Here is a 13,360-nt window from a genome sequence, read left to right as displayed (position 1 = left end):
GGATGGATTCACGGCGTGTCCCGCGATGGTGGGCGGGCAAGGACCCTGCAGCCAAGCCGCAGATCATCGGCTCTACAGCAGATCTACACGGCCTTCTATCAGCTGCTCTGTCGTGCGGCGTGTCCCGCGACCGTGGGCGGGCAAGGGCCCCGCGGCCAAGCCGCAGACCATCGGCTCTACAGATGATCTACACGGCCTTCTATCAGCTGCTCTGTCTTGCGGCGTGTCCCGCGACCGTGGGCGGGCAAGGACCCCGCAGCCAAGCCGCAGATCATCGGCTCTGCGACCGATACCCGCGAAACAGGGGCGTTAGCCGCTCCTGGTGTGCGGCGGTGCTTCGGCCTGCTGCGTCTCCGGCATCAACTCCAACGCCGATGGGGTGGTGCGCAGCATCGGGCGGAAGGAGATTGGGTGGATGCGGCGGCGCGTGAAGCGCAGCAGGCGTGCCAGGGTAAATCCGGCCAGTGCCAGCAGCATCACCGCGAAATAGACCGGGAGTGCGGCAGGGCCGAATTTCTGCATCGCGCCACCGGCCAGGGCCGGACCGATCGCCGCGCCCACGCCATGTACCAACAGCAGGCTGCTGCAGCCGGAGAGCAGATCTTCGCGCGGCAGGTAATCGAGCATGTGTGCCACCGCGAACGGATACAGCGAGAACGCCAACCCGCCGTACACGAAGAACAGCACGAACAACAGTTGCGTCTGTGCCTGCACCATCGGCACTGCGGCGGCGATCGCGATGCCGGCCGCCAGCATGCTGATCGTGACCAGGCCGATGCGCCGGTCATGGCCATCGCTGATGCGCCCGATCGGCCACTGCAGCACTGCACCGCCGATGATGGCGGTGAGCATGAACATTGCCACGCCGTCGGCATCCAGCCCGATGCGGTCGGCGTACACCGGCAACAAGCCCCAGAACGCCCCCATCGCCAGGCCCGACAATCCCGCGCCGATGGTCGCCACCGGGGCCAACGCGTACAGCGTCTTGAGGCGCAGGCGCGACACGTGCGGCACCTCGGGCGGAATCAGGCGCGTGGTCATCACCGGCATCACTGCCGCGCAGATCAGGATCGCCGTCAGCGTGAACATCGCCGGTGCGCCCGCATCGCCTGCGGTGAGCAGGATCTGGCCCAGCGCCAATGCCGACAGATTGATCGCCATGTACACCGAAAACACCCGGCTGCGCCGGCGCGCGTCCGGCTCGGCGTTGAGCCAGCTCTCGATCACCGTGTACAGGCCGACCAGCGCCGCGCCGGTGACCAGCCGCAGCAATCCCCAACCCCAGGCGTTCAACCAGATCGGATGCAGCAGCACCGCGATCGCCGCCAGCGCTGCGTAGAACGCGAATGCGCGGATATGCCCGATGCGCCGAATCAGCGGCGGTGCGAAGAAGGTGCCGAGAAAGAAGCCGGCGAAATACCCTGACATGATCAGGCCGAGCGCACGCGCATCGAAACCGGCCTGGCCACCGCGCACGGCAAGCAGGGTGCCGAGCAGCCCGCTGCCGGTCAGCAGCAGGGCAACGCCCAGCAGTAAGGCAGTCAGCCGCAACATGGATGCGGTCCTCGTGGGGGAAGAGGCGCGTCGATCACCTCTTGGAGTGTAGCAGCCCGTGTCGCGCGGCTTGACCGAAGCCAGCTGGCTTTCGGCGTTCGATACCAAGTGGTTGGCTGTAGTTCGGCGCGAAGCCTGGATGGTTGACGTTCCGGATGACGGCCCCACCTGCCTGCGCAGTTCGCACGGTCACGCCGCCCCATCACTCGGTGCCCAGGCCGGTGACCGTCGGCATGCGCGCGCACGCCTTGCAGTCTGCCGACGGAGCCGCGATGCCGGGCGCCCATCGGGCGCACGGGCGGGCGCGCAGCGATCACCGGTCGATGTCTCTCGCCGGCAACGCGTGCGCGTATGGTCAAGCGCAGATGCACCACTGCACCTGCCTGCCCGCATCCGTCTAGAATCTGCGCCCCTGCATCGTCTTCAGCTGATCCTGCCATGCCCATCTACGGTTTCCAGTGCACCACCTGCGGCCACGCCTTCGACCGCCTGCAGAAGATGGCCGACCCCGATCCGCAGACCTGTCCGGCCTGCGCGGCGGCCACGATCAAGCGCCAGATCACCGCGCCGTCGTTCCGGCTGTCCGGTAGCGGCTGGTACGAGACCGATTTCAAGTCGGCGGGCGAGAAGAAGAAAAACCTCAGCGAGAGCAGTAGCGCCGGTGGCGATGCCAAGCCGGCCGCCGCCGCCGAGAGCAAGCCCGCGGCAAAGTCCGCGGCCGACCCTGCCTGAGCCGGGTCAGCGCGCCGCAACGACGGGCGGTGCCGGGCAGCGGCTGGCAGTGCTGAAGCCGCACCCCCCTGTCCCGACCCGTAAGCGGCGCGCGTACCTGCTGCCTCAACGTGCCTCGAAGCGCGCCCGGCAGCCATCGTTGACCCACAGCGTCGCGCGGCGGTCGTCGTACCCCCAACTGCGGCCTTCTTCACAACGGGTGTCGGACAGCTGGCGGGTCAGCACCGGGCGGCCATAGCGGCCATCCCAGCCGCAGGTGCGCAGGCGGCGGTCGTCACTGGCGCAGGTGATGGCGTAATCGTTGCGCGGGCGGTCGTCGCGGCCACCGTCGCCGCCGTCACCCCGGTCCCAGCCGCCACCGCGGGCCTGCGCAAACTCGCCCCGGCAGCCGTCGTCCACCCAGATCCGGCCCCCGTCCTGGCGCCAGTTGCGGCCTTCCACGCAGGGCGTGTTGGACAGTTGGCGCACCAGCATCGCGCGGCGCCAGCCGGTGTCGCAGATCTTCTGGCGCTGGTCGTTGCTCTCGCAGCGCACCGTACCGGCGACCCCGCCACCGCCGGGGCCAGTGTTGCCGCCCCAGCCGCCGCCGCCGTTGCGACCATCGACAAAGCGCCCACGGCAGCCATTGTCGACCCAGACCCGGCCGCGGTCGCTGCCCCAGTTGCGGCCTTCGATGCAGCGGGTGCCGGAGATGTTTTCGACCAGCACCGCGCGGCCGCGGAACGGCGTATCGCACTCACGGCGACGGTTGTCGTTGCTGGAGCAGGTGATGCTGGGGCCGTTCCAGCCACGGTCCTGCGCGGCGACAGGCGCGCTGGTCAGCAGGCCGGTCAGGGTGATCAGGCCGAAGCCGGAGAGCAGCAGGGCGGTGCGCAGCATCGTGTCGTCCTTGGTGCGGAAGGGTCTGGCGCCTATTCAGCCGGGCGCTGACTTAAGCGGCCATGAGCGCCTGCGCATTTGCTCCTGTCGCCCGCCGGCCCCAGAATATCCGGCTCTCCGGCGCCGTCCTGCGTCGGGTTTTCAGCGGAGCTTTCGATGCGTACCCACTTCTGCGGCCTGGTCGATGAGACCTTGATCGGCCAAACCGTCACTCTCGCCGGCTGGACCGACGTGGCCCGCAACCTGGGCGGGGTGTGCTTCATCGACCTGCGTGACCACGAAGGCATCGTGCAGGTGACGGTGGAGCCGGTGGCCGGCGACGACGCCAGCGCCGAGCTGTTCAAGGTGGCCGCCAGCCTCGGTTACGAGGACGTGCTGCAGGTCGAAGGCGTGGTGCGTGCGCGTCATGCGGTCAACGACAAGCTGCGCACCGGCAAGGTGGAAGTGATCGCCACCCGCATCAGCATCCTCAACAAGGCTGCGCCGCTGCCGTTCCATGCGCATGAAAACCCGGGCGAGGAAACCCGCCTGAAGTACCGTTACCTGGATTTGCGCCGTCCGGAAATGCAGCGCATGCAGCGCACCCGCATCAAGCTGGTGCAGGCGCTGCGCCGGCACCTGGACGCACGCGATTTCCAGGACATCGAAACCCCGATCCTGACCAAGGCCACCCCGGAAGGCGCACGCGACTTCCTGGTGCCGGCGCGCATGCATCCAGGCGAGTTCTATGCGTTGCCGCAGAGCCCGCAGCTGTTCAAGCAGATCCTGATGGTGGCCGGCTTCGACCGCTACTACCAGATCGCACGCTGCTTCCGCGACGAAGCGCTGCGCGCCGACCGGCAGCTGGAATTCACCCAGCTGGACATGGAATTTGCCTTCGTGCGCGAGCGCGACGTGCAGGATTTCGTCGAAGACATGATCCGCGCCATCTTCGCCGAAGTGGTGGAGGTCGAGCTGGCCGCGCAGTTCCCGCGCATGACCTGGGCCGAGGCGATGCGTCGCTATGGTTCGGACAAGCCGGACCTGCGCATCGGGCTGGAGCTGGTCGACGTGGCCGAGCTGGTCAAGGCCAGCGAGTTCCCGGTGTTCACCGCCGCCGCCAATGACGCCGACGGCCGCGTGGCCGCGCTGCGCATCCCCGGTGGCGCCACGCTGAGTCGCAAGCAGATCGACGACTACGCCGCGCACGCCGCCAAGTACGGCGCCAAGGGCCTGGCCTACATCAAGCTGTCGGAGACCGGCGAGGTCAGCTCGCCGATCGCCAAGTTCTTCGGCGAAGAGGCCTTCGCTGCGCTGCTCAAGCACGTCGGTGCGGCCAATGGCGACATCGTGTTCTTCGGTGCCGGCCGCTACAACACCGTGTCCGACTTCATGGGCGCACTGCGCCTGAAGGCCGGCAAGGAGTTCAATCTGGTCGCCGATGGCTGGGCGCCGCTGTGGGTCACCGATTTCCCGATGTTCGAATGGGACGAGGAGGCGCAGCGCTACGTGGCCCTGCATCACCCCTTCACCGCGCCGGCGGTGGACGACATCGCCGACCTGCGCGCCAACGCCCGCACCGCGGTCTCGCGTGGTTACGACATGGTGCTCAACGGCAACGAGATCGGCGGCGGTTCGATCCGTATCCACCGCCCGGACATGCAGAGCGCGGTGTTCGAGCTGCTCGGCATCGGCGCCGAGGAGGCGCGTGCCAAATTCGGCTTCCTGCTCGATGCGCTGAACTACGGCGCCCCGCCACACGGCGGCATCGCCTTCGGCATCGACCGCATCGCTGCATTGATGGCCGGCACCGACTCGATCCGCGACGTCATCCCGTTCCCCAAGACCACCGGCGCGCAGGACCTGATGACCGACGCCCCGTCGCCGATCGCCGCCGATCAGCTGGCCGAAGTGCACGTGCAGGTACGCCCCAAGCAGGCCTGACCTGCACCACACGGCCACGCCAGCGCGTGGCCGTGCAGCTGATACGCCGCGCCCCCAGCGTGTCGCATGCGTAGATGCGGTGGCGCGCTGCACATCTGCCGAACTGGCGGTGTCCTCAGCCGAGGCGCGCCCTGCCGCAACCGCGACGCAGGGCCGCGCTCCTCGCGCGCCCTCGACAATCCACTGCGAGCGGTCCGCACACGCGCGCCCCGGAAACGCGGATCCCGGATGCTTTCCCGCTTCCCGCTTCCCGCTTCCCGCTTCCCGCTTCCTGCTTCCCGCTTCCCCATTCCCCATTCCCCATTCCCCATTCCCCGCTTGCGGCAACGAAGCCGCATGCGCGAAGCTGCCACGTCCCCCCGGCATGAGACGCCCGCATGACCCGCATCCGCCGCGCCACACCGGACGATGCCGAAGCCTTGTCGCTGCTGGCCGCGCAGACCTTCACCGAAACCTTCGGGCATCTGTACCCGCCAGAGGATCTGCACGGCTTTCTGCAGGAGACCTACGCGGTCGAGCGCGCACGCATCGTGCTGGCGCATCCGGACTATGCGATCTGGCTGCTGGAGATGGACAACCTGCTGGTCGGCCACGCCGCCGCCGGCCCCTGTGGGCTGCCGCACCAGGACGTGCGTCCCGGCGACGGTGAGCTCAAGCGGCTGTATCTGTTGAAGGACTACCAGAACAGTGGCTGGGGCAGCCGCCTGTTCGAGACCACGCTGGAATGGCTGGAGCGCGACGGCCCGCGCACGCTGTGGATCGGCGTGTGGTCGGAGAATTTCGGCGCACAACGCTTCTACGCCCGCTACGGTTTCGAAAAGGTGGGCGAGTACGATTTCCCGGTCGGCAAGATCCTCGACCGCGAATTCATCCTGCGCCGCAATCCGCGCATTGCGGCCGACTGAGCGGCACGCCGATGCCAGCGGGTGCGCGACGTGCGACCGCAACCGCCGACGTGCTGCTGGTGCACGGCGTCTGGAATACCGCGCATTGGCTGTTGCCGCTCGCGCGTCGGCTGCGTGCCGAGGGCCTGGCGCCGGCGCTGTTCGGCTACGCCAGCGTGCTCGGCGGTCCGGCGCAGGCGGTGCCGCGGCTGATCGAACGCCTGCAGGCGACCGGCGCGCAGTGGCTGGTCTGTCACAGCCTGGGCGGGCTGGTGGCGCTGCAGGCGCTGCGCGCCGCGCCCGCATTGCCGGTGCGCCGGGTGGTCTGCCTGGGCTCGCCGTTGTGCGGCAGCGCCGCCGCGCGCGGCCTGGCCCGGCGCGGCGGGCGCTGGGCGCTGGGGCGCAGCGCGGCCTTGCTGCAGCACGGTGTCGCGCACTGGGAGGGCGAGGCGGAGATCGGCCAGGTCGCCGGCACCGTCGCGCGCGGGGTGGGGCGCTGGCTGGCGCCGCTGGACGGCGGCTCGGACGGCACCGTGGCGCTGGCTGAAACCCGCCTGCCGGGGCTGCGCGACCATTGCGTGGTGCAGGCCAGCCACAGCGGTCTGTTGCGCTCGCCCGAGGCCGCGCAGCAGGTGCTGCGCTTCCTGCGCCACGGCCGGTTCGGCCACTGAACGCCGCCGCCCCGGTGCGGGCGAGCAATCAGGTAAAATTCGCGCCCTGTCATTCAAGCCAGTCTGGAACCACCCATGGGTAGAGGCCCCTCCATCGAAGGCCGCAAGAACGCCTCCGACGCCAAACGCGGCAAGATGTTCACCAAGATCATTCGCGAGATCAGCGTCGCCGCGCGCGGCGGCGGTGGCGACCCGTCCAACAATCCGCGCCTGCGCGTGGCGGTGGACAAGGGTCTGTCGGCGAACATGTCCAAGGACGTGATCGAGCGCGCCATCAAGAAAGCCACCGGCGAGCTGGAAGGCGTGGAATACGAGGAAGTGCGCTACGAGGGCTACGCCCCCGGCGGCGTGGCGGTGATCGTGGACTGCCTGACCGACAACCGCGTGCGCGCGGTGGCCGACGTGCGCCATGCCTTCAGCAAGTGCGGCGGCAACATGGGCACCGACGGCTCGGTGGCCTTCATGTTCAAGCGCCTGGGCGTGCTGAGCTTTGCCGCCGGCACCGACGAAGACACCCTCACCGACGCGGCCATCGAAGCCGGCGCCGACGACGTGGTGGTCTATCCGGAAGACGGCGCCATCGACGTACTGACCGCCCCGGAGGCCTTCGCCCAGGTCAAGCAGGCGCTGACCGCCGCCGGCCTGGAGCCGGCCCACGCCGAAATCACCTTCCGCGCCGAAAACGACATCGCCGTCGACGGCGACACCGCCGTGCAGGTCCGCAAGCTGCTCGACATGCTCGAAGACCTGGACGACGTCCAGGACGTGTATTCGAACGTCGATCAGTCGAGTCTCGGCGCTTGAAGCGCCGGGAATCGGGAATGGAGAATCGGGAGTTGAAACAGCTGCATCCTGCATTGCCCGGCAGCGTCGGGCATGCCAGGAGGCTGCTTTACCCATTCCCGATTCCCGACTCCCCATTCCCGGCCGCGCGATGACCCGCATCCTGGGCATCGACCCCGGCTCGCAGCGGACCGGGCTCGGCATCATCGACGTCGATGAGAGCGGTCGCAGCCGGCATGTCTATCATGCGCCGCTGGTGCTGCTGGGCGAGGGCGACTTCGCCCAGCGGCTCAAGCGCCTGCTGCACGGGCTGGGCGAGGTGATCGAGACCTACCGGCCGCAGGAAGTGGCGATCGAGAAGGTGTTCATGGGCAAGAGTGCCGATTCCGCGCTCAAGCTCGGCCACGCGCGCGGGGCGGCGATCTGCGCGGTGGTGCTGCGCGACCTGCCGGTGCACGAGTACGCTGCCACCGAGATCAAGCTGGCGCTGGTCGGCAAGGGCGGGGCGGACAAGGTGCAGGTCCAGCACATGGTCGGCATCATGCTCAACCTGAAAGGCAAGCTGCAGGCCGACGCCGCCGACGCACTGGCGGTCGCCATCACCCACGCCCATGTGCGCGCCACCGCGCAGCGCCTGGGCGTCAATACCCAACAGGCCTGGAGCCGCAAGAAATGAGAATCGGGATTCGGGAGTCGGGAATCGGGAATTGCAACAGCAGAGTCCAGAGCAGCGCGCGCTCTTACGATTCTCCATTCCCGATTCCCCAATCCCGGCACCGCCAAGGCGGTGCCCAATGATCGGCCGCCTGCGCGGGATCCTGGCCTACAAGCAGCCGCCGTGGCTGGTGATCGACGTGGGCGGGGTGGGCTACGAGCTGGAGGCGCCGATGAGCACCTTCTACGACCTGCCCGATGTCGGCCGCGACGTGATCCTGTTCACCCACTACGCGCAGAAGGAAGACAGCGTGTCGCTGTACGGATTCCTGCGCGAAGGCGAGCGCAGGCTGTTCCGCGACGTGCAGAAGGTCACCGGCATCGGCGCCAAGATCGCGCTGGCGGTGCTGTCCGGGGTCAGCGTGGACGAGTTCGCCCGCCTGATCACCAGCGGCGACATCACCGCGCTGACGCGCATCCCCGGCATCGGCAAGAAGACCGCCGAGCGTATGGTGGTGGAGCTGCGCGACCGCGCCGCCGACTTCAGCAGCGGTGCGCCGATCACCGGCCAGCTCGGCCCGGATGCGGTGTCCGAAGCCACGGTGGCGTTGCAGCAACTGGGTTACAAGCCGGCCGAGGCCGCACGCATGGCACGCGAGGCCGGGGCAGAAGGCGACGAAGTCGCCACGGTCATTCGCAAGGCCCTCCAGGCTGCGCTCCGCTAGGCTGCGCTGTCTTCCTCTCCTTCACGCCACTTGGCGATACCCTGCCCACTTCATGTCCCAGACCCCCACTTCCGCAGCTGGCCACGGCCATGCGCCTGCCAATAGCCATATGGCCTTGGTCATCGGCGCCATCGGCGTCGTCTTCGGCGATATCGGCACCAGTCCGCTGTACACCCTCAAGGAGGCGTTCTCGCCGCACTACGGGCTGACCAGCGATCACGACACCGTGCTGGGCGTGCTGTCACTGGCGTTCTGGGCGCTGATGGTCACGGTGACGCTCAAGTACGTGACCATCATCATGCGCGCCGACAACGAGGGCGAGGGCGGCATCATGGCCTTGATGGCGCTGACCCAGCGCACCATGCGCAACGGCTCGCGCTCGGCGTACGTGGTCGGCATCCTCGGCATCTTCGGCGCCTCGCTGTTCTTCGGCGATGGCGTGATCACCCCGGCCATCTCGGTGATGGGCGCGGTGGAAGGCCTGGAAATCGCCGCGCCCAGCCTGCATCCCTTCATCGTGCCGATCACCGTGATCGTGCTGCTGGTGGTGTTCATGGTGCAGCGCTTCGGCACCGAAAAGGTCGGCAAGGTGTTCGGGCCGATCACCTGCCTGTGGTTCCTGTCGCTGGGGGCGATCGGCGCCTGGAACATCATCGATGCGCCGGAAGTGCTGAAGGCCTTCAATCCGTGGTGGGCGATCCGCTTCTTCATGGAGCATGGCTGGCACGGGGTGTTCATTCTCGGCGCGGTGGTGCTGGCGGTGACCGGCGGCGAGGCGCTGTACGCGGACATGGGCCACTTCGGTGCCAAGCCGATCCGCCACGGCTGGTATTTCTTCGTGCTGCCGATGCTGCTGCTCAATTACCTGGGGCAGGGCGCGCTGGTGCTCAATCACCCCTCCGCGCTGAAGAACCCGTTCTTCGAAGCGGTGCCGGGCTGGGCGCTGTATCCGATGATCATCCTGGCCACGCTGGCGGCGGTGATCGCGTCGCAGGCGGTCATCACCGGCGCCTATTCGGTGGCGCGCCAGGCGATGCAGCTGGGCTACATCCCGCGCATGCTGATCAAGCACACCTCGCGCACCACCATCGGCCAGATCTACGTGCCCGGCATCAACTGGCTGTTGATGGTGATGGTGATCGCGCTGGTGCTGATCTTCCGCAGTTCCACCAATCTGGCGGTGGCCTACGGCATCTCGGTGTCGATGACCATGCTGATCGACACCCTGCTGCTGGCGCTGGTAGCGCGCTCGCTGTGGCCGCGCTGGCGCAACTGGGTGCTGCCGCTGTGCGTGGTGTTCTTCTTCATCGAGCTGGCCTTCGTCATCGCCAATGGTGCCAAGCTGTTGCAGGGTGCCTGGTTCCCGCTGGCGCTGGGGATTGTGGTGTTCACCCTGATGCGCACCTGGCGCCGCGGCCGCGCGTTGCTGCGCGAGGAAATCCGCAAGGACGGCATCCGCATCGACAGCTTCCTGCCGGGCCTGATGCTGGCCCCGCCGGCGCGCGTGCCGGGCATGGCGGTGTTCCTCACCGCCGACCCGATGGTCGTGCCGCATGCGCTGATGCACAACCTCAAGCACAACAAGGTGCTGCACGAGCGCAACATCTTCCTCAACGTCGATACCTTGCCGATCCCGTACGCGCCGGCCGACAAGCGCCTGCAGATCGAATCGATCGGCGACGAGTTCTACCGCGTCTATGTGCGCTTCGGCTTCATGGAGACGCCGGACGTGCCGCTGGCACTGATGCGCTCCTGCGACCAGGGCGGCATCCATTTCGACCCGATGGACACCACCTTCTTCGCCAGCCGCGAGACCATCGTGGCCAGCGCCAACCGCGGCATGCCGATCTGGCGCGACAAGCTGTTCGCGCTGATGCATCGCAACGCCGCCCCGGCCACCGGCTTCTTCCGCATCCCCGGCAACCGCCTGGTCGAGCTGGGCGCCCAGGTCGAGATCTGAGGCCGCGACCGCGTCGCGGCCTTTGGAATCGGGAGAGGGGAATGGGTAATAGGAAGAGCAACGGCCTGCGCCGGCCCGAGACACTCGGCGGCGGCTGAAAAGGGCACCAGCGGTGCCGGTAACCGCTACTATTGTCCGCTCAATTCCCCATTCTCGATTCCCCATTCCCGGCTTTTCAATGGACCGCATCATCGCCAGCAGTGCCACCCGCGAAGACGATGCCGCCGATGCGAGCATCCGGCCCAAGCGCCTGGCCGACTATCTCGGCCAGCAGCCGGTGCGCGAGCAGATGGAGATCTACATCGAAGCGGCCAGGGCGCGCGGCGAGGCGATGGACCATGTGCTGATCTTCGGCCCGCCCGGCCTGGGCAAGACCACGCTCAGCCATGTCATCGCCAACGAGCTGGGCGTGAACCTGCGCTCGACCTCCGGCCCGGTGATCGAAAAGGCCGGCGACCTGGCCGCGCTGCTGACCAATCTGCAGCCGCACGACGTGCTGTTCATCGACGAGATCCATCGCCTCTCGCCGGTGGTGGAAGAAGTGCTGTACCCGGCGATGGAAGATTTCCAGATCGACATCATGATCGGCGACGGCCCGGCCGCGCGCTCGATCAAGATCGACCTGCCGCCGTTCACCCTGATCGGCGCCACCACCCGTGCCGGCCTGCTGACCGCGCCGCTGCGCGACCGCTTCGGCATCGTGCAGCGGCTGGAGTTCTATTCGCCGCAGGAACTGACCCGAATCGTGATTCGCTCGGCGGCGATCCTGGGCATCGACTGCACGCCCGAAGGCGCGGCCGAGATCGCCCGCCGCGCGCGCGGCACCCCGCGTATCGCCAACCGGCTGCTGCGGCGGGTGCGCGACTTTGCCCAGGTCAAGGCCGCCGGGCATATCGATCTGCCGGTGGCGCAGGCGGCGATGCAGATGCTCAAGGTCGACCCGGAAGGCTTCGACGAGCTCGACCGGCGCATGCTGCGGGTGATCGTCGAACACTTCGACGGCGGTCCGGTCGGCGTGGAATCGCTGGCCGCCTCGCTGTCGGAGGAGCGCGGCACGCTGGAAGACGTGATCGAGCCCTATCTGATCCAGCAGGGCTTTCTGATCCGCACCGCGCGCGGCCGCATGGTCACCACCAAGGCCTATCTGCACCTGGGCCTGAAGCCGCCGCGCGATCGCGCCCCGGGCATCGGCGAGCCGGGAGAGCTGTTCTGATGGTGCTCCGTTTGTCGCTCGCCCGGCCCGTCTCGACCAACCCTCCGTGCCCATGACCGCCGACGCCCGATTCCCGTCTCCCGATTTTCCGCCAGTATTCAGTTGGCCGACACGCGTGTACTGGGAAGATACCGACGCCGGCGGGGTGGTCTACCATGCGCGCTACGTCGCCTTCATGGAGCGTGCGCGCACCGAATGGATGCGCGCGGCCGGTTACGGGCAGGAACGCCTGCGCCAGCAGCACGAGCTGGTGTTTGCGGTTCGCTCGATGCAACTGGATTTCCTCAAGCCGGCCCGGCTCGACGATGCGCTGTCAGTGTCGGCAGTGTTGCTGCGATGCAGGCGGGCCAGCCTGCTGTTTGCGCAGTCGGTACGTCGCGAGGGCGAAGTGCTGCTGACCGCCGAGGTGCGCATTGCCGCACTCGGCACCAGCGACTTCCGCCCGCGCGGGATGGACGATGCGCTGTATGACGTGTTGAAAGCTCTAGAAACCCCAGAATCCGATTACTGAGGAACAAACGGATGTCGATTGCATTGCTCCTGGCCCTGCAGGACACGGTAGTGGAAGCACTACCGCAGGACGTTGCCGCCGCTGCGGCACAGACCGCCAGCGTGGCGCACAACAGCAGCATCAACTATGTCGATCTGATCCTGCGGGCGAGTATCCCGGTCAAGATCATCGTGCTGCTGCTGCTGATCGGCTCGTTCATCAGCTGGGTGATCATCTTCCGCAAGGCGCGCGCCTTCAAGCAGGCCAACCGCGAGGCGGACGAGTTCGAAAACCGCTTCTGGTCCGGCGCCGATCTGGCCAAGCTCTACGCATCTGCCACCGACCGCAACCGCACCGTCGGCGGCCTGGAGTCGATGTTCGAGAGCGGCTTCCGCGAGTTCTCGCGGCTGCGTGACCGCCGCCGGCTGGATGGGCGGGTGCAGCTGGAAGGCGCGCAGCGTGCCATGCGCACCGCCTTCACCCGCGAAGTCGACCAGCTCGAGCGCAATCTCGAATTGCTGGCCAACATCGGCTCCACCGCGCCGTACGTCGGCCTGGTCGGTACCGTGTTCGGCATCATGGTGACCATGCACGACATGGTCAGCAGCGGCGAGCAGGCCGGTATCGCGGCCGTGGCGCCGGGTATTTCCGAAGCCCTGTTCGCCACCGCCATTGGCCTGTTCGTGGCAATTCCCGCGGTGTGGGCCTACAACCGCTTCACCACCCGCGTGGAACGGCTGTCGGTGCGCTACGAGACCTTCGCCGACGAGTTCAGCTCGATCCTGCAGCGCCAGGCCGGCGCGGACGAGTGATGCGCGCGCCCTGCGACAGCCGGCAGGTAGGCCAATCCCCTGCCATGGCCCGCACACCCCGGTGCGCGGACGTGGCCGGT

At 67.7% G+C, this 13,360-nt stretch carries 13 protein-coding genes; 11 read left to right on the top strand and 2 right to left on the bottom strand.

Annotated features, from left to right (window positions below):
• Window positions 1-309 precede the first annotated feature (309 nt).
• Window positions 310-1,554 carry an MFS transporter gene (locus H7A87_RS14700; protein WP_104649771.1) on the bottom strand — a complete coding sequence of 415 codons (1,245 nt, stop codon included), beginning with the start codon at window positions 1,552-1,554 and terminating at the stop codon, window positions 310-312.
• Window positions 1,555-1,992: 438 nt separating this feature from the next.
• Here H7A87_RS14700 and H7A87_RS14695 point away from each other — a divergent pair, with 438 nt between their 5' ends.
• Complete coding sequence (locus tag H7A87_RS14695) at window positions 1,993-2,286, top strand: zinc ribbon domain-containing protein (protein ID WP_119127666.1); 294 nt, start codon at window positions 1,993-1,995, stop codon at window positions 2,284-2,286.
• A gap of 105 nt (window positions 2,287-2,391) precedes the next feature.
• On the opposite strand, the gene H7A87_RS14690 is transcribed toward H7A87_RS14695, so the two are convergent.
• Window positions 2,392-3,165, bottom strand: a complete 774-nt coding sequence (locus tag H7A87_RS14690) for a DUF3011 domain-containing protein (protein WP_104649772.1) — start codon at window positions 3,163-3,165, stop codon at window positions 2,392-2,394.
• A 156-nt stretch (window positions 3,166-3,321) separates the two neighbouring features.
• Here H7A87_RS14690 and aspS point away from each other — a divergent pair, with 156 nt between their 5' ends.
• From aspS to tolQ, 10 genes are all read left to right on the top strand, one after another.
• The gene (gene aspS, locus H7A87_RS14685) at window positions 3,322-5,088 is read left to right on the top strand and encodes an aspartate--tRNA ligase (protein ID WP_119127668.1); all 1,767 of its coding nucleotides are present in this window, start codon (window positions 3,322-3,324) and stop codon (window positions 5,086-5,088) included.
• 377 nt (window positions 5,089-5,465) lie between these two features.
• A complete protein-coding gene (locus H7A87_RS14680) occupies window positions 5,466-5,993 on the top strand; it encodes an N-acetyltransferase (RefSeq protein WP_104584710.1) in 528 nt (175 codons plus the stop codon).
• A gap of 11 nt (window positions 5,994-6,004) precedes the next feature.
• Window positions 6,005-6,643: an alpha/beta hydrolase gene (locus H7A87_RS14675; RefSeq protein ID WP_180496727.1), complete on the top strand. Its 639-nt coding sequence runs from the start codon at window positions 6,005-6,007 to the stop codon at window positions 6,641-6,643.
• A 75-nt stretch (window positions 6,644-6,718) separates the two neighbouring features.
• The gene (locus H7A87_RS14670; RefSeq protein ID WP_104584708.1) at window positions 6,719-7,447 is read left to right on the top strand and encodes a YebC/PmpR family DNA-binding transcriptional regulator; all 729 of its coding nucleotides are present in this window, start codon (window positions 6,719-6,721) and stop codon (window positions 7,445-7,447) included.
• A gap of 130 nt (window positions 7,448-7,577) precedes the next feature.
• Window positions 7,578-8,102: a crossover junction endodeoxyribonuclease RuvC gene (gene ruvC / locus H7A87_RS14665; protein WP_016904120.1), complete on the top strand. Its 525-nt coding sequence runs from the start codon at window positions 7,578-7,580 to the stop codon at window positions 8,100-8,102.
• 118 nt (window positions 8,103-8,220) lie between these two features.
• Window positions 8,221-8,805 carry a Holliday junction branch migration protein RuvA gene (ruvA, locus tag H7A87_RS14660; RefSeq protein WP_023904818.1) on the top strand — a complete coding sequence of 195 codons (585 nt, stop codon included), beginning with the start codon at window positions 8,221-8,223 and terminating at the stop codon, window positions 8,803-8,805.
• 52 nt (window positions 8,806-8,857) lie between these two features.
• Window positions 8,858-10,765 (top strand): potassium transporter Kup, encoded by a 1,908-nt coding sequence (locus H7A87_RS14655; RefSeq protein WP_104648242.1) that lies wholly within the window; start codon window positions 8,858-8,860, stop codon window positions 10,763-10,765.
• Between the two features lie 178 nt (window positions 10,766-10,943).
• The gene (ruvB, locus tag H7A87_RS14650; protein WP_104648241.1) at window positions 10,944-11,978 is read left to right on the top strand and encodes a Holliday junction branch migration DNA helicase RuvB; all 1,035 of its coding nucleotides are present in this window, start codon (window positions 10,944-10,946) and stop codon (window positions 11,976-11,978) included.
• Window positions 11,979-12,030: 52 nt separating this feature from the next.
• Window positions 12,031-12,489, top strand: a complete 459-nt coding sequence (gene ybgC, locus H7A87_RS14645) for a tol-pal system-associated acyl-CoA thioesterase (RefSeq protein ID WP_104584702.1) — start codon at window positions 12,031-12,033, stop codon at window positions 12,487-12,489.
• A gap of 11 nt (window positions 12,490-12,500) precedes the next feature.
• Window positions 12,501-13,280, top strand: coding sequence for a protein TolQ (tolQ, locus tag H7A87_RS14640; RefSeq protein ID WP_016904125.1), 780 nt, complete (start codon window positions 12,501-12,503; stop codon window positions 13,278-13,280).
• Window positions 13,281-13,360: the final 80 nt, after the last annotated feature.

It is taken from the genome of Xanthomonas sp. CPBF 426 (genome assembly GCF_903989465.1).
In the GTDB taxonomy this organism is placed as follows: Bacteria; Pseudomonadota; Gammaproteobacteria; order Xanthomonadales; family Xanthomonadaceae; genus Xanthomonas; species Xanthomonas euroxanthea.
Note: the sequence above shows the minus strand (reverse complement) of the source record. Positions and strands in the feature narration are given on the sequence as shown.